This is a genomic window from Streptomyces sp. NPDC059010 (assembly GCF_042740355.1).
Taxonomy (GTDB): Bacteria; Actinomycetota; Actinomycetes; order Streptomycetales; family Streptomycetaceae; genus Streptomyces.
In genome coordinates, this window is sequence record NZ_JBHYJA010000011.1 from 18200 (window position 1) to 43838 (window position 25639).

The 25639-nt window shown below is 70.6% G+C and carries 24 protein-coding genes; 4 read left to right on the forward strand and 20 right to left on the reverse strand.

Features of this window, described 5'->3' with window-relative positions:
* Nucleotides 1–16: 16 nt before the first annotated feature.
* The 10 genes from ACFWYS_RS13540 to ACFWYS_RS13585 form a co-directional block, all read right to left on the reverse strand.
* Nucleotides 17–745, reverse strand: a complete 729-nt coding sequence (locus tag ACFWYS_RS13540; RefSeq protein ID WP_384766902.1) for a response regulator — start codon at nucleotides 743–745, stop codon at nucleotides 17–19.
* Entirely contained in the window at nucleotides 742–2373 is a 1632-nt protein-coding gene (locus ACFWYS_RS13545) for a sensor histidine kinase (protein WP_384766904.1), read from the reverse strand. Before ACFWYS_RS13545 ends, ACFWYS_RS13540 begins: the two co-directional genes overlap by 4 nt.
* Before the next feature lie 13 nt (nucleotides 2374–2386).
* Complete coding sequence (locus ACFWYS_RS13550; RefSeq protein WP_384767393.1) at nucleotides 2387–3274, reverse strand: DUF5936 domain-containing protein; 888 nt, start codon at nucleotides 3272–3274, stop codon at nucleotides 2387–2389.
* A gap of 46 nt (nucleotides 3275–3320) precedes the next feature.
* Entirely contained in the window at nucleotides 3321–4307 is a 987-nt protein-coding gene (locus tag ACFWYS_RS13555) for a type II secretion system F family protein (RefSeq protein ID WP_384766907.1), read from the reverse strand.
* Between the two features lie 12 nt (nucleotides 4308–4319).
* Entirely contained in the window at nucleotides 4320–5657 is a 1338-nt protein-coding gene (locus ACFWYS_RS13560) for a CpaF family protein (protein WP_384766910.1), read from the reverse strand.
* A gap of 12 nt (nucleotides 5658–5669) precedes the next feature.
* Complete coding sequence (locus tag ACFWYS_RS13565) at nucleotides 5670–6035, reverse strand: TadE/TadG family type IV pilus assembly protein (RefSeq protein WP_384766913.1); 366 nt, start codon at nucleotides 6033–6035, stop codon at nucleotides 5670–5672.
* A gap of 1 nt (nucleotide 6036) precedes the next feature.
* The gene (locus ACFWYS_RS13570; RefSeq protein WP_384767396.1) at nucleotides 6037–6360 is read right to left on the reverse strand and encodes a pilus assembly protein; all 324 of its coding nucleotides are present in this window, start codon (nucleotides 6358–6360) and stop codon (nucleotides 6037–6039) included.
* An 89-nt stretch (nucleotides 6361–6449) separates the two neighbouring features.
* The gene (locus tag ACFWYS_RS13575; protein WP_384766916.1) at nucleotides 6450–7715 is read right to left on the reverse strand and encodes a CpaE family protein; all 1266 of its coding nucleotides are present in this window, start codon (nucleotides 7713–7715) and stop codon (nucleotides 6450–6452) included.
* 9 nt (nucleotides 7716–7724) lie between these two features.
* Nucleotides 7725–8432 (reverse strand): Flp pilus assembly protein CpaB, encoded by a 708-nt coding sequence (gene cpaB / locus ACFWYS_RS13580; RefSeq protein WP_384766919.1) that lies wholly within the window; start codon nucleotides 8430–8432, stop codon nucleotides 7725–7727.
* 87 nt (nucleotides 8433–8519) lie between these two features.
* On the reverse strand, nucleotides 8520–9329 hold the full coding sequence (locus ACFWYS_RS13585; RefSeq protein ID WP_384767399.1) for a hypothetical protein: 810 nt from the start codon (nucleotides 9327–9329) through the stop codon (nucleotides 8520–8522).
* Between the two features lie 243 nt (nucleotides 9330–9572).
* On the opposite strand from ACFWYS_RS13585, the gene ACFWYS_RS13590 reads away from it, so the two are divergent.
* Nucleotides 9573–11252, forward strand: coding sequence for a chitinase (locus tag ACFWYS_RS13590; RefSeq protein WP_384766922.1), 1680 nt, complete (start codon nucleotides 9573–9575; stop codon nucleotides 11250–11252).
* 12 nt (nucleotides 11253–11264) lie between these two features.
* On the opposite strand, the gene ACFWYS_RS13595 is transcribed toward ACFWYS_RS13590, so the two are convergent.
* Nucleotides 11265–11699 (reverse strand): hypothetical protein, encoded by a 435-nt coding sequence (locus tag ACFWYS_RS13595; protein ID WP_384766925.1) that lies wholly within the window; start codon nucleotides 11697–11699, stop codon nucleotides 11265–11267.
* A 164-nt stretch (nucleotides 11700–11863) separates the two neighbouring features.
* Here ACFWYS_RS13595 and ACFWYS_RS13600 point away from each other — a divergent pair, with 164 nt between their 5' ends.
* Nucleotides 11864–12379: a SigE family RNA polymerase sigma factor gene (locus ACFWYS_RS13600; protein WP_384766928.1), complete on the forward strand. Its 516-nt coding sequence runs from the start codon at nucleotides 11864–11866 to the stop codon at nucleotides 12377–12379.
* A gap of 90 nt (nucleotides 12380–12469) precedes the next feature.
* A complete protein-coding gene (locus ACFWYS_RS13605; protein ID WP_384766931.1) occupies nucleotides 12470–13759 on the forward strand; it encodes a hypothetical protein in 1290 nt (429 codons plus the stop codon).
* A 21-nt stretch (nucleotides 13760–13780) separates the two neighbouring features.
* On the opposite strand, the gene ACFWYS_RS13610 is transcribed toward ACFWYS_RS13605, so the two are convergent.
* From ACFWYS_RS13610 to ACFWYS_RS13625, 4 genes are all read right to left on the reverse strand, one after another.
* Nucleotides 13781–15103, reverse strand: a complete 1323-nt coding sequence (locus tag ACFWYS_RS13610) for an Nramp family divalent metal transporter (RefSeq protein ID WP_384766934.1) — start codon at nucleotides 15101–15103, stop codon at nucleotides 13781–13783.
* Nucleotides 15104–15158: 55 nt separating this feature from the next.
* Complete coding sequence (locus tag ACFWYS_RS13615) at nucleotides 15159–15527, reverse strand: hypothetical protein (RefSeq protein WP_384766936.1); 369 nt, start codon at nucleotides 15525–15527, stop codon at nucleotides 15159–15161.
* Between the two features lie 89 nt (nucleotides 15528–15616).
* Entirely contained in the window at nucleotides 15617–16531 is a 915-nt protein-coding gene (locus tag ACFWYS_RS13620) for an anti-sigma factor RsbA family regulatory protein (protein ID WP_384766939.1), read from the reverse strand.
* Nucleotides 16532–16599: 68 nt separating this feature from the next.
* Nucleotides 16600–19212, reverse strand: coding sequence for an ATP-binding protein (locus ACFWYS_RS13625; RefSeq protein WP_384766942.1), 2613 nt, complete (start codon nucleotides 19210–19212; stop codon nucleotides 16600–16602).
* 493 nt (nucleotides 19213–19705) lie between these two features.
* On the opposite strand from ACFWYS_RS13625, the gene ACFWYS_RS13630 reads away from it, so the two are divergent.
* The gene (locus tag ACFWYS_RS13630) at nucleotides 19706–21055 is read left to right on the forward strand and encodes a M14 family metallopeptidase (protein ID WP_384766945.1); all 1350 of its coding nucleotides are present in this window, start codon (nucleotides 19706–19708) and stop codon (nucleotides 21053–21055) included.
* Nucleotides 21056–21067: 12 nt separating this feature from the next.
* On the opposite strand, the gene ACFWYS_RS13635 is transcribed toward ACFWYS_RS13630, so the two are convergent.
* The 5 genes from ACFWYS_RS13635 to ACFWYS_RS13655 all read right to left on the reverse strand — a co-directional run bounded on the left by ACFWYS_RS13635 (nucleotide 21068) and on the right by ACFWYS_RS13655 (nucleotide 25628).
* Nucleotides 21068–21652 carry a hypothetical protein gene (locus ACFWYS_RS13635; RefSeq protein WP_384766948.1) on the reverse strand — a complete coding sequence of 195 codons (585 nt, stop codon included), beginning with the start codon at nucleotides 21650–21652 and terminating at the stop codon, nucleotides 21068–21070.
* Nucleotides 21653–21706: 54 nt separating this feature from the next.
* Nucleotides 21707–23185, reverse strand: a complete 1479-nt coding sequence (locus tag ACFWYS_RS13640; protein WP_384766950.1) for a GntP family permease — start codon at nucleotides 23183–23185, stop codon at nucleotides 21707–21709.
* Between the two features lie 135 nt (nucleotides 23186–23320).
* Nucleotides 23321–23731, reverse strand: a complete 411-nt coding sequence (locus ACFWYS_RS13645) for a RidA family protein (RefSeq protein WP_384766953.1) — start codon at nucleotides 23729–23731, stop codon at nucleotides 23321–23323.
* Nucleotides 23728–24489, reverse strand: coding sequence for an IclR family transcriptional regulator (locus ACFWYS_RS13650; RefSeq protein WP_384766955.1), 762 nt, complete (start codon nucleotides 24487–24489; stop codon nucleotides 23728–23730). Before ACFWYS_RS13650 ends, ACFWYS_RS13645 begins: the two co-directional genes overlap by 4 nt.
* Nucleotides 24486–25628, reverse strand: a complete 1143-nt coding sequence (locus tag ACFWYS_RS13655) for a sugar kinase (protein WP_384766958.1) — start codon at nucleotides 25626–25628, stop codon at nucleotides 24486–24488. Before ACFWYS_RS13655 ends, ACFWYS_RS13650 begins: the two co-directional genes overlap by 4 nt.
* Nucleotides 25629–25639 lie beyond the last annotated feature (11 nt).

Sequence of the window (25639 nt, forward strand, 5' to 3'; positions counted from 1 at the left end):
TGTGTCGTCCGCTTCGTCATCGCCGGTCAGCTCCGTCCTGGTGCGAACCAGGGGCCGTGCCCAGCCACTTGGCGGCGGCCTCCGCCCGGCTGGTGCTGTGGAGTTTGGCGAAGATTCGGTTGATGTGGTTCTTGACCGTCTTCTCGCTGATGAAGCAGGCGGCGGCGATCTGCTGGTTGTTCATGCCCGATGCGATGAGGTCCATGATCTCCGCCTCCCTTCTGCTCAGCTGGAACCGTGACCTGTACGACGACGACTGTCCCACATCTGGTTGCATTTGCGAAAGCACTTCCGGGGATTTGCTTGCCGCAGTTGGTAGTTGGATGTTTGCTTGCGCTAGTGCCGTGGTTGCCGTGGGGGTGAGCCTCGGCAGCCCGTCGCCCCGTTTGATGTCCCGTACGGCCGCCACCAGTTCGTCCGCCGTGAACTCCCCGTGGACCAGGTAGCCGACGGCCCCTCGGCGCAGCGCCTCCCTGACCGTCTCCGACTCCCCGCTGTACGTCAGCATCATCACCGGGGCGATGCGTACGAGGTGCGGGAGTGCCGTGATGCCGTCCATGCCCGGCATCCGTACGTCCAGGAGGATCACGTCGGGCTGGTGGCGGCTCGCCTCCTCCTGGGCCTCTTGGCCGTTGGTCGCCTCGGCCACCACTGTGATGTCCGCATGGGTGGAGAGGAGGGCCGTCAGACCTGCCCGGACCACCGGGTTGTCGTCGGCCACGACGATCCTCAGGGGGGCGTTCATGGCGTCGCCTTCGTCGTCGTCAGGGCCGCCAACGGGAGTTCCAGACGGACCTCTGTGCCCCGTGTGTGCCTGCCTTTGCCGATGTGAATGCGGGCGCCTATCGAGGCGGCTCGTTCAGCCATGCCCAGCAGGCCGAAGTGGCCGGTTCGACGGAGGTGTTCGTAGGTCAGTTCGGCGGGTAGGCCCTCGCCGTCGTCCTGGACTGTCAGGCGGAGCACCTCGGCTTCCACGCCCATGCGGACGTCGACCCTCGTCGCCTTGGCATGACGGTGAGCGTTCTCCATGGCCTCCTCGGTGATGGTGAGGAGGTGGCGGACCACGGCCGACGGGACGAGAGGTAGAGGGGCCTCGCCCCTGTCCTCGTACGTGGCGCGCATACCGGTGCGGGTCGTGAAGTCCTCCGTGCGGGCGGCCAGTTCCGATGCGAGGTCCGCCGCGTGGTCCGGATCGGATTCGCGGCGCAGGTCGGCCAGGAGTTCCCGGGACTCGGCGGCGGCCCGGCGGACCGCGCGGGAGACCAGCTCCGCCTGTTGCTTGAGCCTGGCCGGCTCCATGGCAGCCGACGACGCCGTCGTCGCCGACACCGCCAACCCATCCGCTGCCAACGCCACCCCGTACAGCGTCTTCGCCACCGAGTCGTGCATCTCGCGGGCCAGGCGTGCCCGTTCCGCGCTCACCGCCTCCGTCACCGCCAGACGGGCCTGGGCCGCCGTCAGTGCCCGGGTGGCCGTGCCGAAGCGGAGCATGAGGTTGCGCAGGGACGAGCCGAGGGCGCCGGTGATGACGCAGAGGCCCGGCAGGAGGAGTTTCTCCGTCAGCCCGCTCCCCGACTGGGCGTCCCGGTCGATCGCGTAGGCCAGCAGCAGGATCAGGGACTGCGCGCTGGCGAACACCGCCGCGCCCCGGTAGCCGTAGACGATGCCGGCGAGGAGCGGGGTGCAGACGCTGACGTAGGCCAGTGTGGTGTCCGGGCCCGCGGAGACCAGGAGGAGGGAGGTGAACAGGGTGTCCGCCGCCAGGAGGGTGGGGTGGCGCAGGAGGAGCGGGCCGAAGCGTTCCCAGTCGCGGAACAGGGCGTACGACACCATGAAGGTGACCACGACCGCCGCGCCGACCAGACGGGTGCCCAGGCCGGGCGCCGCGTTGAGCAGGGCGCCGGGGGCGGCGAGCGCGATCATGGCGAGCCGGAAGCCGAAGACCTGGCGGCACATGGCCTGGAGCGCGTTTATCTGGAGGGAGATCTCCGCGGCGCGCTCGGGCTCGGGCTCCACCGTCGCCGCCCGGAACGTCGCCCGGAACCTCGCCCGGAACGTCGCCCAGAACCTCGCCCGAGAGGTCGGCCGAGATGCCGGCCGGGACATCGGCCGGCGCTGCAGCAGCGCGAGGGCGCCCATCACCACACCTCGCCCCGCCCGCACGCCGGTCCCCGTGGCGGTCCGCAGGCCGGTTCCCACGGCCGCCCGCACCCCGATCCCCACTGCCGGCCACCCACCGGCGCCCGCAGCCGCGCCCGAGCCGACGCCGCCGGCACCGCCCACGTCACCCACGTCAGCCGCGCCACGCGCGCCACCCGCACCGCCCGTGCCATCCGCACCGCCCGTGCCCAACCGCACCGGCACACCCGCCATGCGCCCCTCCCCCCTACTCCCCCGTCAACGACCCGAAGTCCGTCCCCGACCCCAGCAACAGCCCCGCTCCCAGCAGGAGCATCGTCGCCGGAACCATGAACGTCGTGATCATCATCGTGGCCTTGGGCACCGCCCTGGCCGCCTTCCGGCGGGCGTTCTGGGCGTCAGTCCTGCGCATGTCCTTCGCCAGCGCCACCAGCGTGTCGACGATCGGCGCGCCCAGTTCCTCCCCCTGCTGAAGCGCCGTCACGAACATCGCCACCTGTTCGGAGTCGTTCCTGCGCCTCAGCTCGGCGAAGGCCTGGCGGCGGCTCATGCCGAGGTCCATCTGGCGGAGCGTGATGCGGAGTTCGTCCGCCCAGGGGCCCTCGTACTTGGACGCGACCCGATCGAGTGCCTGCCTGAAACCCAACCCCGCGCTCACCACCACCGCCAGGACGTCCAGGAAGTCCGGCAGGGTGCGTTCGATCTCGTCCTTCCTGATGCGGATCGCCGACCAGATGCCGACCTCCGTCCAGAAGGCGCCGAACGCCAGCAGCAGCAGTGCGACCAGCACCTGGCCCCTCAGCAGGAACACCAGGAAGCCCACGGCGCCCAGGAACCCGTACACCGCACGCCTGGCCGCATAGCGGTCGATGGTCAGGCCGCCGGGGTTGCCCGCGAGGTCGATCTTGCGGCGGTACCTGGCGACCAGCTTGGGGCCCATCACGCGCAGCACGGCGGGGGCGTAGCGCATGCCCATGCGGTCGATGAGCGAGTCCACGGCGCCGGTGCGGGTGGAGCCGACCTCCAGGGCCAGCGCCAGATCGCTCGGCAGCTTCGCGTCCGCCCGGTACATGCGGATGCCCGCGAAGATCCCCCACACGCTCAGGGCCATCACCAGCGCCAGCAGCAAGCCCAGTTGTCCCAGTCTCACGTCGTCGCCCTCCTTTCCCGCGCCCGGCGCCTCAGACGTCGATCCGCGACATACGGCGGATCAGGATGAAGCCGACCGCGTACAGCCCGAACGCGATCAGCACCGCCGCCTGGCCGAGCGGCGAACTCGTCATGCGGTCGAGCGCGCCGTCCTTCACGCCGTTCATCAGGAACAGTGAGCCCACGCCCAGCGCCGGGACCGCGTACGACGTCATGCTCACCTGGGAGAGCTGGGTACGGACCTCGCGTCGCGTCTCCTTGCGCTCCTCCAGCGTCTCCGTGAGGTTCCGCAGCGCGCTCACCACCTGGCCGCCGGCCCGGTTGGACAGCACCAGCGTGGTCACCAGGACGACCAGTTCGCGGGACGGGAGGCGTTCCGCGAGTTCGCCGAGGGCGTCGTCCATCGAGGCGCCGAGCGCCAACTGGTTGGAGACCTTGGCGAGTTCCTCCCCGGCCGGGGCCTCCAGTTCCTCCGCCGCCAGGCCGATCGCGGTACGGAGCGCGAGTCCCGCGTGCGCCGCGTTCGCCAGGATGCGGGCCATCTCGGGGAGCTGGTTGATGAACCTCTCGATGCGCTTCTGGCGTTGCCAGTTGAGGAACTGGACCGCGGCCCAGATGCCCAGCAGGCCCGCGATCGGGCCGAAGAACGGCGCGAGGGTCGCCTGGCCGATCAGCCACAGTCCCGCCACCGCCGCCAGCATGTAGACGAAGAACTCGCCGGGAGTCACGTCCAAGCCCGTCGCCGCCAGCCGTAGTTCGAGCTGTTTGCCCAGTTTCGTACGGCGCAGTCGGCGGTCCAGGTCGGCGAAGCGACGTCGGCGGCCCCCGGCCCCGGTGAGCTGGCCGGTGGCCGACAGACGGTCGACCAGTGCCTGGCGCTGGGCCCGGCCGGAGGCGTATGCCTGGATGCCGAACACGGCCAGCGCGCAGGTCAGCAGGGCGACGCCGGTCGTGAGCGTGATGCGGGCCTGCAGTTCCACAGCGACGTTGGCGGCGGTAGCGGCGGTATGGGGTTCCATGGCAACGGGTTCCTACCTGGCTTCTCGGGTGGCGAGTTCGAGCGGGGACTGGGCGACGCCGAAGGCCTGGGGGATCGGCTGGCTCGCCATGTAGAGGCGGTCGGCGGTGCGGCGCGGCAGCGGGTAGTACGCGAAGGCGCCGTGGACGCGGCCGTCCGGCGTCAGGGGCTGGGCGTTGAAGCGGGCCACGGTGGCCAGGCGGTACGGCTCCGCCCCGTGGCTGTCCAGGATCGCGATCTCGGTGATCCGGCGGGCGCCGTCCGGGAAGCGGGTCAGCTGGATGATCACGTCCACGGCGCTGTTGATCTGGTCGTGCAGCGCCTCGAAGGGGACCGTGACATCGGACATGGAGGCGAGGGTCTTCAACCGCATCAGGGCGTCCTCCGTGCTGTTGGCGTGCACGGTGGCGAGGGAGCCGTCGTGGCCGGTCGACATCGCCTGGAGCATGTCCAGGGACTCGCCGCCGCGGACCTCGCCGACGACGATGCGGTCGGGGCGCATGCGCAGGGAGTTGCGGACCAGGTCGCGGATGGTGACCTGGCCCTTGCCCTCGACGTTCGGCGGGCGGGACTCCAGGCGGATCACATGGCTCTGCTGGAGCTGGAGTTCGGCCGAGTCCTCGATGGTGATGATGCGTTCGCTCTCGGGGATCAGGCCCGACAGCGCGTTGAGCAGCGTCGTCTTTCCCGTGCCGGTGGCGCCGGAGACGATGATGTTGGACTTGGCCTGCACCAGCCCGGACAGCAGATACACCATGGGTTCGTCGAGCGAGCCGAGGCCGATCATCTCGTGCAGGGTGAAGGAGCGGGGGAAGCGGCGGATGGTCAGGGTCGCGCCGGTGAGGGACAGCGGCGGGATGATGACGTTCACGCGCTCGCCGGACGGCAGGCGGGCGTCGACCATCGGGTTGGACTCGTCCACGCGCCGGTTCACCGTCGAGACGATGCGCTCGATGGTCTGCATCAGCTGGTCGTGGGAGGGGAAGCGGAGCGGCAACTGCTCTACGCGGCCCGCCCGTTCGACGAAGATCGCGTCGGGGCCGTTCACCATGATCTCGGTGATCGACGCGTCCTCCAGGAGCGGCTCCAGGATGCCGAGGCCGAGCGCCTCGTCGACGACCCTGCGGATCAGCTGTGAGCGCTCGACGGTCGACAGCACCGGGCCCTCGCGGCTGATGATGTGCCCGAGCACCCGTTCCAGCCGGGCCCTGCGCTCGGCCGCCGCCAGCGAGCTCATCTCCGCGAGGTCGATCTCCTCCAGGAGCTTGGCCCGGTACGAGGCGACCAGGTGGCCGTCCTCGCCCCGGCTGCCGTGCTCCTCGGGGGTGTTGATGCGTGACCTCAGGCTCATGTGGATCCTCGTTCAGTGGTCGAGCGGCATGGTCGCGGTCTTCTGGGCGGGGTCGAAGTTCCAGCCGGGGACGATCGAGGGGATCTCGACGGTCGCCGTGACGGTGACCTCGTCGCCGCCCTCCACGGGGTCGCAGGTGACGGACAGCCAGTCGCTGACCGCGTTCACACAGCCGTCCTGCGCGCTCCCGTCCAACGAGGCCGCCCGCGCCCCCGCCCGGGCCGCCGTACCGGCCTGCTGGGCGGTATAGGCGATGAGCCCGATCTGGACGCCGGCCATGGCGACGAGGATCAGTACGGGGATGAACCCGAGGTACTCGATGGCGACCTGACCGCGGTCGCGGCGCTTCCTGCGGGCGCCCTTGTCGTCGTACGGCATCTCAGTCCGTCTCCTCCTCGACGGCACCCGCGTGGCCCTCGACCTCGAAGGGGAAGCCGATCGCGCCCGGGAACAGGACGGGTACCTTGAGCTTGACGTCGGCCGTGACATAGCCGCCCTCCTCGCCGCAGGTCACCGAACCGGTCCAGGCGTCCGGCAGCTTGTCCAGGCCCGCTTCCTGACACGCCCCCTGCCGCTCGCCCGGCGCCACCGCCGTTCCCGCCCGCGCCGCCTCGTCCGCAGCATTCCCCGCGAGCGAGAACGTGTACCCCACCAGCACGAACTGCCACAGCAACACCAGAGTGATGATGATCAGCGGCATCATCCCGAGGAACTCGACGGTGACCTGGCCCCGGTCGTCCCCGATCCGGCCCCGGCCCTTCCAGATCCGCCGGCCGTCCGGCCGCCACCCCCTCACCGCCCCAGCTCCTTCCGTCGCCGGAACGTCAGTGCTGCTCGGTCGCCGCTTCGGGGTCGGCCGTTGCGGCGCTGTTGGACGGTGGCCTCCGTGCCCTTGAGCAGGCCCAGTTCGCCGGCGAGGGCCCAGAGGGACTGGCGGACCGCGCCCTTGCTGTCCAGTTCGTGGACCCGGCCGGCGTCGACCGCGGCCTGGAGTTCCTTGTAGTTGGCGGGGATCGCGGTGGCGGCGATCCCGGTGCCGGCGATCTTCTGGATCAGGGCGGGCTGGATCTCGGAGCCACGGGAGTACCGGTTGACGACGATCGTGGTCTCCTCCGCCTTGCGGATCTGCAGCCGGTCCCACATCCGTACGGTGCGCTTGGCGCCGCGTACCGCGACCACGTCCGGCGTGGTGACCAGCAGCGCCGTGTCGGCCATCTCCACGGCCGCCGCGCTCGCACCGCTCAGCTGGGCGCCGCAGTCGATGACGACGACCTCGTAGCGGGAGCGCAGGGCGCTGACGATGTGGCGGGCGGCGCGGTCGGTGACCTCCTCGCCGCGTTCGCCGTCGCCGGGGGCGAGCAGCAGCGCCACGCCCGTGTCGTGCCGGAACACCGCGTCCGCCAGCACGCGCGGCGTGATGTCGTTGATGGCGGCGAGGTCGACGACCGAACGGCGGAACTGGATGTCGAGGTAGGCGGCGACGTCCCCGGTCTGCAGGTCCATGTCGAGCAGGGCGGCGCTGCGGCCGGAGGCCTGTGCGGCGAGGGCGAGTTGGATGGCCGTGAGAGTCACTCCGACGCCGCCCTTCGCGCCGCTCACCGTGACCACCGTGCCGCCGACGCCGCTGAACACGTCCCCGCCGGCGCCCAGATGACGCCGTACGCCCACCGACCACTGGGCCACCGCGTGGACCCGGCTGGCCAGTTCCTCGTAGTGCAGCGGCAGGGCGACCAGGCCCCGGGCGCCGTAGTCCATGGCGGCCTGGAAGAGGCCGGGACCCGCGTCGGACGTCACGAGGATGACGCCGACCGCGGGGAAGCGCAGGGCGACCTCGCGGATGAGTTCGAGGGCCGGGACGGGGCCGATGCGTTCGTGGACGACGACGACCTCGGGCAGCTCGTCCACGGACTCGGCGGCCAGGCGCGCGAGGGTGTCGACCAGCTGGGTGGAGTCGGTGACCGGGGTGACCGGCTCGGCGTCGGGCAGCTGGCTGAGCAGCGTCGTGAGGGACCGGACCGCGTCCGCGTCGCCGACGGCCGGGAGGATCCTCGTGGGCATAGGGGCCTCTCACTTGTCCTTGGCGAGTTCGTACGTGCGGTTCGTCGCCGGGATGTCGGAGTCGTCGCCGGGGGCCACCAGGGCGAGCCGGACCTCGTCGGCGAAGGACTCGGCGTACGTGATGCGCTGGGCGTCGATGGGGTCGAGCGCGAAGGTGATCGGGACGCCGTCGGTGGGCCGCCGGCCGCGGTCGTTCTCGTCGGGTTCCAGCGAGGTCAGCTTGCCCACGTCGATGACCCGGGCGTTCTCGACGATGAGCTTGGACTGGTCGGGGTCGCCGTCGCGCTGCCCCTCGAAGGTGGCGTAGACGTTGACCGTGGCACCCGGGGTGATCTTGCCCGCGACGCCCGTCGCCGCGTCGATCATGATGGCGATCTCCTGCTCGCCGGACTGGAGGGCGGGCTGGTCGACGATCATGTCGCTCTGGAGCAGGGAGCCCTCGCGCAGGGTCGTGACGGCGATCTTGCCCTGGATCTCACGGAGGTTCGTGACGGCGTTCTTCGACAGCCAGCGCTCCGGCATCTCGATCTTCTCGAACTGCGCCGCGCTGAGCTGCGTGTAGGGGGCCACGCTCGTCTTGACCCGGTAGGCGGTGACCTCGGGACCGACCTTGGACTTCACGTCGCTGATGACGGACAGGACGCCGGCGAAGGCGCCGAGGGCGCAGACGACCGACAGGAGCAGGAGTATCACGCCGCGGCGCTGACGGGAGTTCATGAACCGTACAACCTCATTGGGGGAATCGGTCGGGAGCGGTCGGTCGGGGTCGGGGCGGCCGGGACAGCCGGGTCGGCCGGGGTCCGGTCAGCCTGCGCGGGCCGGTTGCTCGTGGGCGGGCGGGGTGGCGGAGCAGAAGACGCAGCGGTCGCCTATGACGTCGATGCCGCACCAGTGACAGGAGTTCTGCCGTACGGAGGTGACCAACTGGTAAAGCACCGACAGGTCGGGCAGATAGGCGCAGAACTCGATCAGCTTGGACGTCCCCCACCAGGTCGCGGACTCGGCGGGCAGCGCCGCCTCACGCAGGCCCTGCGCCCTCCAGGACGGGGCGAGGGTGCCGGTGACCCAGTCGGACTGCAGCTGCCCCTTGGCGACCAGCATCGATGTGCCGAACTCCGGGCCGGCCAGCATCGCTCCGGGGACCATCCGGACCAGCTGCGGAGCGGGGTGGGCGAGGACGCCGAACTGGCTGCCGGGCACCCAGGACTTGGCATGCGACTTGAGGTCGACGGGGATGCGGTCCAGCTTGGCGACGGAGCCGAGGAGCGCCCCGGCGTGGATGTAGTGGGTGAGCAGCCGCCCGGCCGAGGCGAGGACACCGGGGCTCAGGTCGCAGGAGGCCAGCTGCCGCAACTGGCGGGCGAGGACGGCGAGTCCGAGCGGGGGCAGTTCCGGACTGAACAGGGCGATCCGGTCACTCTCCAGCAGGGACCGTACGGTACGCAGCCGCTGTACCACCGCGCGCGGGGCGGCCTGTGAGCAGACGACGACCACATGACCGTGCTGATCGATCAGGGTCTGCAGGTCCGCCAACGACAGGTCCAGCGACTCCTGACCGAGGTCCCCGAGCACGACGGCGGGCACGGTTCGCTCGTCCTGCGCCGGCAGCGCCATGTCGGCACTGGTCACGGCAATGGCAGTTGGCACGCGCAGCTCCCCGGTGACTTCATTGCGTGACTACTTGAGCACTGTATCCACGGCTTTGTGGCCGGAGAACAGCTTCTCTCCAGCCGAGAAGCAACTCCACTCGCACAAGTCACGCTAAAACGGGGCAGGTTACGCACACAAACTCTCCACTACCGGAATCCCTTGACACGTGAATTGGTCTGGACCAAGTTGTTCGGCATGCCTATTGTCATGTCCATACGCAGCAGACTCAGGGCGGGCGCCGCTGTCACCGCCGCCCTCGCCCTCGCCTTCCTCCCCGCGGGCCCGGCCTCCGCGGCGGACGTCAACAACGCGAAGAACGCCGGCTTCGAGTCCGGCCTGAGCAACTGGACGTGTTCCGCGAACAGCGGGACGACGGTCTCCTCTCCGGTGCACGGCGGCGCGACCGCGCTCAAGGCGACACCGGCCGGGCAGGACAACGCCCGCTGCACGCAGACCGTGGCGGTGAAGCCCAACTCCACGTACTCGCTGAGCGCCTGGGTGCAGGGCGGCTACACCTACCTGGGCGTCACGGGCACGGGCACCACGGACGTGTCGACCTGGACGCCCGACTCGGCGTCCTGGAAGCAGCTGTCGACCACCTTCACCACCGGCGGCTCGACGACCTCCGTGACGGTGTACACGCACGGCTGGTACGGACAGGCGGCCTACTACGCGGACGACCTGTCGGTGTACGGCCCCGACGGCGGCGGTGGCACCGACCCCTCCCCCACGATCCCCGGTACGCCGGGCGGGCTCGCGGTGTCGGGCACGTCCTCGTCGTCCGTCTCCCTGGCCTGGAACACCGTCTCGGGCGCGACCGGCTACAACGTCTACCGCAACGGCACCAAGGTGACCGCGGTGACCGGCGCCTCGGCGACCGTGACCGGGCTCGCGGCCTCGACGTCGTACTCCTTCCAGGTCACGGCGACCAACTCGGCCGGTGAGTCACCGAAGTCGGCGGCCGTGACGGGGACGACCACGGCCGGGCCGGTGGGTCCCGCGCTGCCCAAGCACGCGGTGACCGGCTACTGGCAGAACTTCAACAACGGCGCCACGGTCCAGAAGCTCGCGGACGTGCAGTCCCAGTACGACATCATCGCCGTCGCCTTCGCGGACGCGACCTCGACGCCGGGCGCGGTGACCTTCAACCTGGACTCGGCCGGGCTGGGCGGCTACACCGTCGACCAGTTCAAGGCGGACATCAGGGCGAAGCAGGCGGCCGGCAAGAAGGTCGTCGTCTCGGTGGGCGGCGAGCGCGGCACCGTGGCCGTGAACGACACCGCGTCGGCGACGAACTTCGCGAACTCCGTCCACGCCCTCATGCAGACGTACGGCTTCGACGGCGTCGACATCGACCTGGAGAACGGCCTCAACGCCACCTACATGACGCAGGCCCTGCGCTCACTCTCGTCGAAGGCGGGATCGTCGCTGGTCATCACGATGGCGCCGCAGACCATCGACATGCAGTCGACGTCGAACTCCTACTTCCAGACGGCGCTGAACATCAAGGACATCCTGACCGTCGTCAACATGCAGTACTACAACAGCGGTTCGATGCTCGGCTGCGACGGCAAGGTCTACAGCCAGGGCTCGGTGGACTTCCTGACCGCCCTGGCCTGCATCCAGCTGGAGGGCGGCCTCGCACCGTCCCAGGTGGGGCTCGGCCTGCCCGCCTCCACCCGGGCCGCGGGCAGCGGGTACGTGGCACCGTCGGTCGTGAACAACGCCCTGGACTGCCTGGCCAAGGGCACCGGGTGCGGATCCTTCAAGCCCTCGCGGACCTATCCCGATCTGCGGGGCGCGATGACCTGGTCCACGAACTGGGACGCGACGGACGGCAACGCGTGGTCCAGCGCGGTGGGGCCGCATGTGCACGGGCTGCCGTAGGCACGGCTGACCTCACCCCGCCGGGCGGTAGTGGCCGAGCACCCAGGCGAGCTGCGGGAACCACTCCTGCAGTCGCGCCCGGGGCTTGGCCTCCACCGCGCACTCGTAGAACCGGCCGTCCATGTGCACCACCGCGACCATGAGCGCCTTGCCGTCGGGGCTCGCCTTGTAGTGGACGCTGCGGATCTCCGGCCAGTGGAACTCGATCGTGAGGCCGGACATCTCGAAGGCGACGCCGGACGCGTCCACGACGACCGCGTTGCGCTTGTCGACAGCCAGGAAGTCCGGACCGGCCGGGGCGACGGGGGCCGCGTGCTGGGGCGGCGGGACCGGGGCGGCGTACGGCGGTGGCTGCGCGGGGGCGTACTGCGGCACGCTCTGGGGGGCGTACTGCGGTGGGGGCGGGCCGAAGCCCGGGACGGGTGGGGTTGGTGGCTGCTCGGACATCCGTCGGGGCCTCGGTCCTCGTGCTGGTTCTCGCTGGGAACTTCTCGGTGCTCGGGAACTTCTCGGTGCTGCGGTGAAACATTCTCCCTGTCCCGCCGCATCAGTGAAGTGAGGACCTCGCCGACAGCCGGCGCACAGCACAACAGGCACCACAGGGGGAACGGATGGGACAGGCCCGCGCGGACGAGTATGCGGAGTTCGCGGTGGCCAGGGCCGGGCATCTGTACCGGTCGGCCTGTCTGCTGACCGCCGGGGACACCCATCTCGCCGAGGATCTCGTCCAGGAGACCCTCGGCCGGATCTACGTCCGCTGGGGACGGATCTCCCGGGTGGACAACCCCGCCGGGTACGCCCAGACCGTCCTGACCCGTACCTTCCTCGCCCATCAGCGGCGGCGCAGCAGCACCGAACGGGCCACGGACGCGATCCCCGACCGCGCGGCGGCCGACGGCGGACACGGTGACCTGCCGCTGCGGCTGACCCTGCTCCAGGCACTGGCCCGGCTGCCCGCCAAGGACCGGGCCGTGGTCGTGCTGCGCTACTGGGAGGACCGGTCCGTGGAGGAGACCGCGGACGCGCTGAACGCCAGTTCCGCGGCGGTACGGACGCGGTGCACCCGGGCGCTCGGACGGCTGCGCGAGCTGCTGGGCAAGGACCTCGGCGAGTACGCGGCCCCCTGACCCACGACCCCCCGTCCTACGCCCCCTGTCCTACGGCCCTTCTCCTACGGCTCTCCTACGACCCCAACCCTGAGAAACGGTGGATCTGCCATGCCTGTGGAACACGACGAGGACCACTTCGAGGGGCGGCTCAGTCACGCCCTGCACGACACCGGCGAGCGCTTCGACGCCGACCGGGCCGCGCTCGTCGCCGCAGGCCTGGCACGCGGGCGTCGGCTGCGGCTGAGGCGGCGGGCCACGGTGCTGGGCGGCGCGGCCGGGATCGCCCTCGTCGGGGTGGGCGGGGCGCTGCTGGTGCCGTGGGACGGGACACCGGCCCCACGGCCGTCGAGCTCCAACGTGGCCGAGCAGCCGTCCGGCAATCCGACCGGCACCTCCACCGCGCCTCCCGTGACCGCCCGCCAGCTCATCGAGACGCTCGAAGGACTGCTCCCCAAGGGCAAGGTCAGCGGGCAGGACGCGAAGGGCGCGACGAACTCCCTGATGCCGCCCTACGTCCATCTCGTGCACGACGACGGCAAGGGCCCCGGCGCCATCACCGTCGGCCTCGACCGGATCGAGCCCGGCAGCGAACAGGCCCGTCAGACGACCAAGTGCCCGGACAGGAGGGTGGCCCCGCACGACAGTTGCGTCTCCACCCTGCTGCCCGACGGCTCCCTGCTCAGGCTGTTCCAGGGGTACGAGTATCCCGACCGGCGCGTCGACACCAAGATGTGGACGGCCGACCTGGTCACCCCGGCCGGACAGCGCGTCTCCGTGAGCGAGTGGAACGCCGCCGCCGAGAAGGGCGCGCCGATCAGCAGGAGTGAACCGCCTTTGTCCACGGCCCAGTTGAAGGAGCTCGTGACGGCGAAGGTGTGGCGGGGGTACGTCGACTCGATTCCCGGGAACACCGGGGGCACCGGAAACTCGGGGAAGCCGACCGAGACCGTCCCGCCGGGCTCGCCGGGCACCGACGAGGAGCCGTCCTTCACCGAGATCCTGGACACACTGGTGCCGCTCCTCCCCGAGGGCACCAAAGTGGTCGACAGGGGCACCGACTACTCGTACCTCGTCGTCGACGACGGCAAGGGCAGGAGCCTCGTCGAGATCGACGTCCAGCACGGCATGGGCGACGTCGCCGACGAGTTGTTCGGGGACGACGCCGAGACCCTGCCGGACGGCACCCTGGTCACCGACCGGCAGGACGCGGGCGACAAGGACGTCCCGGGCTGTGTGCGCTGGACCGTCGACACGATGCGCCCCGACGGCTTCCGGGTCGCGGTCAGCGCCTACAACGCGGACGGCCCGCACGCCGCCCCGTCCCGCGCGAAGCCGGCCCTGGCCGTGAAGCAACTCCGGGAGATCGCCCTCAGCCCGAAGTGGGACCGCTTCCGCTAGGCCCCTCGAACAACTCTCCGGCTACAAGAACTCCGACCAAGGCTGGTCCCACACCTGCTTCACGCACAGCACCAGGAACAGCAGGCCCGCGATCACCAGCATCGCGTTGCTCACCGGGCCGTTGCGCCACTCCCCCGGAGTGCGCGAGGAGTTGAGGAGCCAGAGCAGGGTGCCGGCGAGGAAGGGCAGGAAGGCCGCGCCCAGGACGCCGTAGATGATGATCAGGCGGAAGGGCTCGCCCTGGAACAGCAGGACGATGGGCGGGAAGGTCAGCCACAGCAGGTACGCGCGGAACGGCCAGGAGCGTTCGCGCGCACCGGAGGCGACCTCCTCGCCCTTCTGCGCGCCCTCGCCCCGGAACCGGGCGACGAAGTCGGCGAACATCAGGCTGACGCCGTGCCAGACGCCGATCAGGGAGGTGTAGGAGGTGGCGAAGAAGCCGATCAGGAAGAACTTGGCCGTCGCGGCCCCGTACTGGGCCTCCAGGATGTCGCTCAGCTGGAGCAGCCCCTTGTCGCCGCTCGCGATGGCCACGTTGGCCGAGTGCAGGAGCTCCGCGCCGACGAAGAGCATGGCGATGACGAAGATGCCGGTGGTGGCGTAGGCGACGCGGTTGTCGAGCCGCATGACCTTCATCCAGCCGGTGCTGGTCCAGCCCTTGGCGTTGACCCAGTAGCCGTACGCGGCAAGGGTGATGGTGCCGCCGACGCCGCCGATCAGGCCGAGGGTGTTGAGGATCGAGTCCTTCTCGTCGGGCAGGACGGGCAGCAGACCGGCGAAGGCGTCGGGAAGGTTCGGCGTGACCCTGATCGCGAGATACACGGTCACCACGAACATGACGCCCACCAGGACCGTCATGACCTTCTCGAAGACCGCGTACTTGTTGAACCAGACGAAGACCAGGCCGACCAGACCGCAGGCGATGGCCCACCACTCCAGGGCCATCACGTCCGGGAACAGGGCCTGCAGCGGCAGCGCGCTGGAGGACATGGCCGCCGCGCCGTACACGAACCCCCAGATCACGGCATAGACGCCGAAGAACCAGGTGGTCCAGCGGCCGAGACTCGCCCAGCCGTCGAAGAGGGTGCGCCCGGTGGACAGATGCCAGCGCCCGGCCGCCTCGGCGAGGGAGATCTTGACCAGACAGCCGATGACCGCGGCCCAGAGCAGCGTGTACCCGAAGTTGCTGCCCGCGATGAGGGTGGCGACGAGATCGCCGGCCCCGACACCGGTCGCGGCGACGACGATGCCGGGCCCGATGTACCGCCAACGGGACTTACCGAGTGGGGGATGACTGCCGGAGGATGCCTCAGTGGACGTGGGGTTACCTGTGGTGTCCGCCATGCAGATCAAGAAAGCGTAAAGAAACGGAACGTACAAGAGGGCGGGGCCGACCCCTTCACCACGCGCAGCCCGAATACGACCCCAGCCGGCAGAACGAACCGCTCCCGCCCACACACCCGCATGTACCGAACTCGGCCCACACGGTCTTCCCCACCCCGTCCCGCACCTCACACCGCAGAACCCCGTGCGCGGCGAACAGAGTGAGCCGGAACCCGCGTGCCGCCCGCCGCAGGGCGTCCGTGGCGAACTCGCTCACAAGGCCCTCGGCCACATCCACCAGATCGTCGAGTTCCGCGAGCCCCCACCCCTCCAGCTGCCGCCGGACCTCCGCGCGGGCCTCGCCGACCGCGGAGGGGCAGGGGTCGTACTCGACGCTCAGATGGCCTGCTCCCATGGGCGGTTGGGGATTCGAGCCGTACAGCATGGATCCAGGGTGGCGGGTACGGGGATACGGGCGCACGGGGAGAAATACCCGATTCCATACCTGTATCCCCTACCTGCGCCGGGGCTCCGCTACCCGTACTGCAGCCGTACGCTCGCCCCCTCCCCCTCGCCGCGGACATCGACGTACGCGCACACCTGGCGGGCGAACCACAGCCCCTGGCCGGGTTCCAGTTCCCCGCTCGGCGGCGGTACGAAGCCGGCGAGCGGGTCGTCGACGGGGCGCGCGGCACGCAGTTCGCAGACGCATGCGGGGGCGTCGCCCCACAGCAGGGCGGCGTCGATCGGGCCGAGGGCGTCGGCCGCCTCGGTGACGGCCGTGGCGAACAGCTGCGCGTCCGCGGCGGCCAGTCCCCGGCTGAGCGCCCAGTCGCGTACGGCGCCTGCGGTGGGCGCCGGGCCGGGGAGCCGCCGGGCGTCGGCGGGCGCCTGGGGCAGGGGTACGGCGTCGAGTTCCGCGGCGAGCCGGACCGGGTCCTCGTAGACGCCCGTGTCGGGGTGGGCGCGGCGGGCGGCGGCGACGATGGCGGGGCCGGCGGCGCGGGCGTCGTAGGCGCACAGGGCGGTCGTGGCGAGCGGGGCGAAGAGGAGGTTGGCGAGGGCCTCGTAGCGGATCCACTCGGCGGTCTCGCGCGGCGAGCGTCCGGCACGGCCGTTCCAGACGGGTTCCATGAGGAGGTGGATACGGCCGCCGGGACCGGCGTTGGCGGCGAGGTAACCGGCGCCCTGGGCGATCGCGTTGGCGGCGGAGCCGGTGTACCACTCGGTGTGCGGCACCAGGGCGACGCTCTTGGCGTCGGTGCCGAGGGCGTCGCGCAGGAGTTCCAGGTTGGCCGGGGCGGCGATGGCGACGGGCGGGGGTTCGTCGGGGGCGGCGAGGGCGTCGGTGACGAAGGGCAGGGCGGCGGCGAGGAACTCGTCGTCGGAGGCGAAGACGGTCATGCGGTGGTCGAAGGGGGCCTGGGGGGAGGTGGTTTGGGGGGTCATCGAAGCTGGCTCTCCTTCGGAGCTGGTTGGTGGTTCGGATGCCGGGTTCGAGTGCCGGTCGTTCGGTTTCAGCGTCGGGCCGTCACCCAGGCGGCGATCTGGCTGCGGTTGCTGAAGCCGAGCTTGCCGAGGATGCGTTCGACGTGGCCCTCGGCGGTGCGGCGGGCGATGACCAGACGGTCGGCGATCTGCTGGTTGGCGAGGCCTTGGGCGACGAGTTCGGCGACCTCGGTCTCGCGGCGGGTGAGGTGGACGATGCTCCTCTCTGTGAATTCCGTACGTCCCGTGCTTCCCGCGCCTCCCGTGGGGGATTGGGGTCTTGTACAGGGCCGGGGCTGCTGTTTGGCGTCGGTGCCGGTGTCGGCGTCGGTGACCGCGTAGTCGACGGTCTCCGGGAGGCCGAGTGCGGTGCCGCGTTCGTAGGCCCGTTGGAAGGCGGGGCGGGTCAGGGCTGCGCGGGCGCGGGTCTCACTGTCGCGGCGGGTCGCCTTGAGGGTGGCCGAGCCCCAGCGGTCGCGGTCGATGCCGGACCAGGTGTGGTCGGCGGCGCCGAGCAGGACGGCCGCGCGTTCGTGGGCGCCGGTCTCCGTGGCGATGCGGGCCAGGAGGTCGAGGGTGAGGGCGATGCCGGTGACGTCGTGGACGGCGAGTTTGAGGCGGAGGGCCTCACGGGCCTGGTGCTCGGCCCGGACCCAGTCGCGTCGCACGGTGTGGGCGAGGGCGAGCATCCGCAGGACGTAGGAGTGCACCCACTCCTCGCCGTGCCGTTCGCACATCCGGCGGGCCCGTTCGCAGACCTCGACGGCGCGGTCGGCCTCGCCCAGGAAACCTAGGGCGCAGGCGAGTTCGACCTGGTCGAGGCCGTACAGGCTGAGGTGCTGGCCGGGGACACGACCGCGGGCGACGCTGGCCTCGAAGTGCCTGAGCGCGGTCGGCAGGTCGTCCATGAACAGGGTGATGACGCCGATGACGTACTCGGCGTGCGCCGCCTCCGCCGCGTCGCCGAGGTCCTGGGCCAGGGCGTGGGCGTCCTGGGCGAGGGCGAGGCCCGCGGTGAGGTCGTGGGTGGCTGCGGCGAGGAGTCCCGCGATCCACAGGCCGCGGGCCCGTTCCCGGGTGGGCTCCGGGTTGGCGGCCAGGGCCCGGTCGAGCCAGTGGCGGCCCTCGCGAGGAGCTCCGCAGGCGTGCCAGTAGAACCACAGGGTGCCGGCGAGGCGCAGTCCGGGGAGCCGCTCGCCCGGGGTGGAGAGGCTGAAGTCGAGGGCGGTACGGAGGTTGTCCTGGTCGGCGCGCAGACGGGCGACGATCTCGCGCTGGCCCGGTCCGAACCAGGCGCTCTCGCAGCGGGCGGCGCGGTGCAGCATCCAATCGCGTTGGCGGCGGCGGGCGGCGGGTTCCTCGCCGGGGAGTCGGCGGAGGTGGGCCGACCCGTAGTGGCGGAGGGTGTCGAGGAGGCGATAGCGGATGCCGTCGGGACCGGCCTCCCGGGACAGTACCGACTTGTCGACAAGACCGGTGATGGCGTCCAGGACGTCGTACTCCTGAACCGGCCCCGCCCCTCCACTCCCGTCAGGACCTCCACCCCCGAACCCCACCGGGTCCCCCGCCCCCGCCCCGCCTCCCTCGACCAGGAGACCGACCTCCCCGCTCCTCCCGGCCGCCCAGGAACCACCGCCAACACCGCCCACACCCACCATCACGTCCCCACGAACCGCCCCCGCCCCCTCCCCACCCACGCCAGCCGGCCCGCCCGCACCCATCGCACCCGTGCCCGCACCACCCACGCCCTCCACGCCCTCCCGGCCCGCAGCGCCGACCACCCCCTCAACTCCCTCCGCCCGCTCCACCCCCGTCCCACTCCCACCCCCACACACCACCTCCGCCGTCTCCAGATCAAAACTCCCCGCCAGCACCGACAACCGCGCCCACACCAACCGCTCCCACCCGGTGCACAGTTCATGGCTCCAGTCGACCGCCGCCCGCAGGGTCTGGTGGCGGGGCAGGGCGGTGGGGCTGCCGCCGGTGAGGAGGCGGTAGCGGTCGGCGAGGCGGTCCAGGAGCTGGTCGACGTCGAGGACGCGCATCCGGACGGCGGCGAGTTCGATGGCGAGGGGGATGCCGTCGAGGCGGCGGCACAGCCGGGCGACGGCGGCACGGTTGGCGGGCGTCAGGCGGAAGTCGGGGACCACCGCGGCGGCCCGGTCGGCGAACAGGGCCAGGGCCGGGTGGCCCTCGGGCAAGGAGAGGTCACCGTCGGGGTCGGGGACCGGCAGCGGCCGTACGTCCAGGAGGTGTTCCTCGGTCAGGCCCAGGCGGTGGCGGCTGGTGGCGAGGATCCGTACGCCGGTCGTGCCGTGCAGCAGGGCCGCGGCGAGTTCGGCACAGGCCGGCAGCAGGTGTTCGCAGTTGTCGATCAGCAGGAGCAGCCGGCGGTCCCGTACCCGCTCCACCAGCGCCTGCAACGGCGGCCGCGCGGAGTGGTCGTGCAGGTCGAGCGCGTCGGCGGCGGCCAGCGGGACGAGTTCGGGGTCGTCCAGGCCGGAGAGGTGCACGTACCGCACGCCGTCCGGGAAGGTGCGCCGTACGGCGGCCGCGATGCGGGCGGCCAGGCGGGTCTTGCCGACGCCTCCGGGCCCGGTCAGGGTGACGAGCCGGGTCCTGGCCAACAGCTCACGGCCCATGGCGAGTTCATGGCGTCGGTCGACGAAGCTGGTCGTCTCGACCGGCAGTTGATGATCGCGTTGGTGATCACGTCGGTAATCACGTTGTTGATCACGTTGTTGATCGCGTCGTGGCGCTGATCCGCCCATGATCAGCCGTCCCTCCCAGGTGTCGTCCGACGGAGCCGGGGAGCGGAGGAGCCGGGGAGCCGGAGGGTGCGGCGTTCCCCACCACTCCCGCCGCTCCCACCGCTCCCCCCTTGCGCGGACCCTTACACTCCTCCGCCCCTGCGGCGCCCCGCACGTCCGGCTCACACCCCCGGGTGGACTTCGCCGGGGACCGCTCGGCGCGGAGTGCGCGCGCGTACACTGCGCGGCCTATTTCCGCATGGTTCACGCCATCGATCGTCGACTCACCCTTGACCTGCACATGCCACCGGCCCACCATGAGCGCCACACCCGCACCACGTACGTCGCACTGAACCCCACCCCCCCACTCCCACAAGGAGACTTCATGCGACTTCGCATACGCGGCTCAGGAGCCCGCAGCGGCAGACGTACCGCCGCGCTCGCCGCAGTGCTGGCCCTCGCCCTCGCGGCGCCGCTCTCCGCGAACGTGTCCGCGAACGCCGACAGCGCTGCCAAGGCGGCGCCTTCGGCCGACGACGTCCGTCAGTACGAGGTCCGAATGCACTCGACCGCCAAGGACCGCACGGCACTTCAGCGGACCGGCGTGAGCGTCGACTCGGCCGACGACCACGGTGTCGTCGTCTCCGGGCGAGCGGACCAGATCAAGAAGCTGAAGGCGCTCGGCTACGACGTCACCCCGCTCGGCGCGGTCCCCGACCGGTCCGCCGGCGAGGACGACGTCCGGCTCTACGACTTCCCGTCGGGCGACTCGCGCTATCACAACTACGCGGAGATGACGAGCGAGATCAACTCGATCGTCTCGGCCAACTCCTCGATCGCGAGCCAGCGCGTCATCGGCACGTCGTACCAGGGCCGGAACATCGTCGCCATCAAGATCAGCGACAACGTCGGCACCGACGAGGCCGAGCCCGAGGTCCTGTTCACGCACCACCAGCACGCGCGTGAGCACCTCACCGTCGAGATGGCGCTGTATCTGCTGCGCGAGCTGACCTCCGACTACGGCAGCGACTCCCGGATCACCAGCATGGTGAACAACCGGGAGATCTGGATCGTGCCCGACCTCAACCCGGACGGCGGCGAGTACGACATCGCCACCGGCTCGTACCGGTCGTGGCGCAAGAACCGGCAGCCCAACTCCGGTTCGTCGGCGGTCGGGACCGACCTCAACCGGAACTGGGCCTACCGGTGGGGTTGCTGCGGCGGTTCGTCGGGATCGACGTCGTCCGAGACCTACCGGGGCACCTCCGCCGAGTCCGCGCCCGAGGTGAAGGTGGTCGCGAACTTCGTGCGCAGCCGGGTCGTCGGCGGCAAGCAGCAGATCAAGGCCGGCATCGACTTCCACACGTACAGCGAACTGGTGCTGTGGCCGTTCGGGTACACGTACTCCGACACCGCGACCGGGATGACGGCCGACGACCGCAACGCGTTCGCCGCGGTCGGGCAGAAGATGGCCGCCAGCAACGGCTATACGCCGGAGCAGTCCAGTGATCTGTACATCACCGACGGGTCGATCGACGACTGGCTGTGGGGCAACCAGAAGATCTTCTCGTACACGTTCGAGATGTACCCGAGTTCCGGGGGCGGAGGGTTCTACCCGCCCGACGAGGTCATCGAGCGGGAGACCGCCCGGAACCGGGACGCGGTACTGCAGTTGCTGGAGAACTCGGACTGCATGTACCGGTCCATCGGCAAGGAGAGCCAGTACTGCAGCTAGCCGCGCAGCCGGCTACTTGGCCTCGGCTTCCTCGGCGTCCGGTTCGAAGTAGGCGTCGAGGACCGCGTCCAGTTCCTCGTCCCACGCCTTGAAGCTGCTCCTGGCCGTCGCCTCGATCTCGATCGGGTACCAGCGGCGGTCAGGAGTGTGCACCGTGATGGTGTACCGCTTCCCGAAGCGCGGGGCCTCCGTCTCGACGGCGCCGATCTCGTCCCAGCGGAACTCGCACTCCTGGTCGTCCAGGGAGAGCCGGACGCCTCTGTGGTCGGCGACGATACGGGCCCGGCGGTCGGAGGCCTCGAAGACGGGACCGTCGACGGGAGCCTCCTCCTCGTCGTCCCCGTCGTCCTCGTCCGCGTCCGCGTCGTCCTCCACCTCGGCCTCGTCGTCGGCTTCGACGTCCGTCTCCTCGGAGTCCGTCCCGTCGGAAGCGGCCTCCTCGGCGTCGACCTCCTTCGAGTCGGTCTCCTCGGCCACGTCCTCATCCTTCACGCGCTCCGGCTTGGCGGATGCGGGTGAGGTGAGCCCGGGGATGAAGGCCGGGTCGAACCCGGCGCCTTCCAGGGGCTGGCTGCCTGAACCTATGCGCTGCTCCACAGCGGAGCAGTATGGTCGACAACCCTGTGTCCCGCGCAACCAGCCCCCGCATCGTTACACGATCAGGCTCAACACCGCGGCCACCACAAATCCGGCAACCGACAGCACACTCTCCAGAACCGTCCACGTCTTCAACGTGTCACGTTCGCTGATCCCGAAGTACTTGGCCACGATCCAGAAGCCCCCGTCGTTGACGTGGGAGGCGAAGATCGAGCCCGCCGAGATGGCCATGATCACCAGGGCGATGAACGGCTGGGAGTGGTCGCCCTCGGTGAGGAGCGGGGCGACGATGCCGGCCGTGGTGACGATGGCGACCGTGGCCGAGCCCTGGGCCACCCGGAGCACCAGCGAGATCAGGTACGCCAGGACGATGACCGGGAGGCCCACGTCGTTGAAGGTGTCGGAGAGGGCCTGGGCGACGCCGCTGCCCTTCAGGATGGCGCCGAACACCCCGCCCGCGCCGACGACCAGGAGGATGTTGCCGACGGGCTTCAGCGACGAGGTCGACACCGTCTCCAGGGACTTGCGGGACCAGCCGCGGCGGATGCCGAGCAGGTAGTACGCGAGCAGCAGGGCGATCGTCAGGGCCACGAACGGGTTGCCGAAGAACTCGATCACCGAGCGGGTGGTGGAGGGGTCCAGGGCGATCGAGGAGAACGTCGCCGCGAGGATCAGCACCAGCGGCGTACCGATGATGCCGAGGACCGTGCCGAGCGGCACCGGCTTCTCCTGCGGCTCCACGCCCGCGTCCCGCTGCTCGTTGATGATTGCCAGCTTCGCCTCGGCCGCCGCCTCGACCATGTCCTGCGGGACCGGGACGAAGATACGGCGGCCGATCCACGCCGAGAACGCCCATGCCGCCAGCACCGCCGGGATGCCGCAGACGATGCCCATGAGGATGACCCAGCCGAGTTCGACGTGCAGGAGACCGGCCGCCGCGACCGGACCGGGGTGCGGGGGCAGGAAGGCGTGCGTCATCGACAGGCCGGCCAGCAGCGGCAGGCAGTAGAGCAGGACGGACTTGCCCGAGCGCTTGGCGGCGGCGTACACGATCGGTGCGAGGACGAAGATGCCGACGTCGAAGAAGACCGGGATACCGAAGATCAGGCCGGTCAGGCCCATGGCGAGGGGCGCTCTCTTCTCGCCGAAGAGGTTCAGCAGACGGGACGCCAGCACCTCGGCGCCGCCGCTGACTTCGAGGATCGCGCCCAGCATGGTGCCCAGGCCGATGATGATCGCGACATGGCCGAGGATGCCGCCCATGCCGGACTCGATGGTGGACACGGCGTCGCTTCGCTGGACCGTGCCGAAGAGTTCGGTGACCGACAGGCCCGCCATGAGGCCGACCGCTATGGAGACCGCGAGCAGCGCCACGAAGGGCTGCAGGCGGACCTTGATGATCAGGAAGAGCAGCAGGGCGATGCCGATGGCGGCGACGGTGAGCAGTCCGGCCGTACCGTCGATCAGGAGGAGCAGACCGCCGGTGTGGGGTGGTGCCTCGGGGGCGGTGGCCGCGGCGAGCGGATGGGACATTTGGGGGTCCTCTGGCTAAGTACATTGGGCTTTCGGGCAGGTTGGATCGCGGCATGGCGTTCCAGGGGGTGGCGGACGCCATGCCGTTTACGGCGTGCGGGGGGTGGGGGTGAGGGGGGTGGGGTTGAGGGGGCGTCAGCCGAGTACGGCCAGCGCGTCGATCTCGATGAGCAGGCCCGCGGGCAGACCGACGTAGACCGTGGTCCGGGCGGCGGGCGGCTGGGTGAGCCGCTGCTCCTCGAAGTAGGTGTTGTAGATCTCGTTCATCTCGGCGAAGTGGGCGACATCCGTCAGATAGACGCGGATCATCATCACGTCGTCCCAGGAGGCGCCGCCCTCCTCCAGGATCGCCTTGACGTTGGCGAGGGTCTGGAGGGTCTGCTCGCGCAGGGTGGGCCCGGCGGGCGTCGGGGGCTGCCCCTCGACGGCCGGGAGGAAGCCGACCTGGCCCGCGACCTGGAGGATGTTCCCCTTCCGCACCCCGTGCGAGAACTTCGCGGGCGGGGTGGTGTGGGTCTTCGGGGTGAGCGCGGTCTTCTCGGTCATGCGGTGCCTTTCGCTGAGGTTCTGCCGGAGTACTCGCCGCTGATGTCGTCCGCCGTACGGCGCACCAGCGGGAGCAGGGTGAGGAGTTCGTCGGCGGTGACGACGACGTTCGGCGCGGAGACCGACATCGCGGCGACGACCCGGCCGTCGGCACCGCGGATCGGCGCGGCGACGCAGTTGATGGACTCCTCATGGCCGCCGAGGTCGGTGGCCCAGCCCTGTTCGCGCACCTTGGCCAGTTCCCTGAGGAAGGCCTCCGGGTTCGGTGTCGAACGGGACGTGTACATGGGGTAGTCGAGCTTCTCGGTGAGGGCTCGGCGCTCGTGCTCGGGCAGGTCGGCGAGCAGGAGCTTGGCGACGGCGGCGACGGTGATGGCCACCGGTTTCCCGATCCGCGAGTACATCCGCACCGGGTACCGGCTCTCCACCTTGTCGATGTACAGCACCTCGTCCTCCTCGTACACAGCGAGGTGGACGGTGTGTCCGCACTGCTCGTTGAGGCGTACGAGGTGGGGGTGGGCGATCTCGCGGATGTCGAGGTTCTCCATCGCCTCCTGGGCGAGGGCGATGAGGCGGGCGCCGAGGCGGTAGCGCTGGTCGGACTGGCGGTAGACCAGGCCGTGTTCGTGGAGCGTGCGCAGCAGGCGCAGGGCGGTGGACTTGTGCACCCCCAGCCGCTCGGCGACCTGGCCCAGGTCGGCGGGGCCCTCCGCGAGCAGCGGCAGGATGCTCAGTGCTCGGTCGACGGTCTGGCTCATGGCGTACGTACCTCCTCGTCGGCCCTTTCCACGGCTTGCGTCCAGCCGGGGCCGAGTCGAAGTTTCTCCCACCCGGCGTCGTCCAGGGCGGCCAGCCGGTCGGCGTGCTCGCGGGCGGGGGGTGCGGCCAGGTCGCCGGCGGCGGTGAGGGTGGCCGCGGCCCAGAGGTGGCCGTGACGCAGGCGGCCTCGTAGGGGCAGCCCGCGGAGGGTTGCGGAGAGGAACCCGGCGGCGAAGGCGTCCCCGGCTCCGGTGGTGGCTACGACGTCCACGGTCAGGGCCGGGACGAAGGTGGCCGCGTCTTGGAACGCCGGGGCGCTCGCCAACCCAAGGGGCGCGGGGCTGTGACATGTGCGGCTCCGCCGCGTGGGCGCGATCAGCCCACGACCACCCGCAGCCGACACAAAGGCCGTAGCCCCCACTCCCCCGTGCTTCACCACCAACACCCCCGGCTCAGGCAACGCAGCCCGCACCGCCTCCGGTCCCCCCGCGATCCCCCACGCCTCCTCCGCCTCGTCCTCCCCCACGAACACCACATCGGCCCGGCGCGCCAGCTCCAGCAGCACTCCCGGCCCGTCGCCGTCCCCCCACAGCCCCGCCCGGTAGTTGACGTCGAACGACACGACCGGACGCCCCGCACGCGGAGCCGTCAGCTCCCGCATCAACCCGAGGCACCCCTCCGACAACGCCGCAGTGATCCCCGAAAGATGCAGCACCCGCCCCGCCCGCACCGCCCCGAGGTCCACGTTCTCCACGGACATCGCCGACGCCGCCGACCCCGCCCGGTAGTACGCCACCTCATGCTCATCCGTCGAACGGTCCCCGGCCGTGCGGAAGTAGACGCCCGTCGGGCGCTCCGGGTCACGACCCACGGCCGAGACGTCGACGCCGTAGCCCTCGATCGCCGACACCAGATGGTCGCCGAACCCGTCCGCCCCCACCCGACTCACCCACCGCACCGCATGCCCCGCGGCAGCGAGCCCGCACGCGACATTCGACTCCGCGCCCCCGATCCCCCGCTCGAACGACGGCACATCGGCGAGCCGCCCGGGCCGGGTGGGCAGGAAGGTGACCATGGACTCGCCGAGCGCGACGACGTCCACGCCGTCGGGGGCATTGCAGGGTCCGGTGATGGTCACGATCGTCGTAG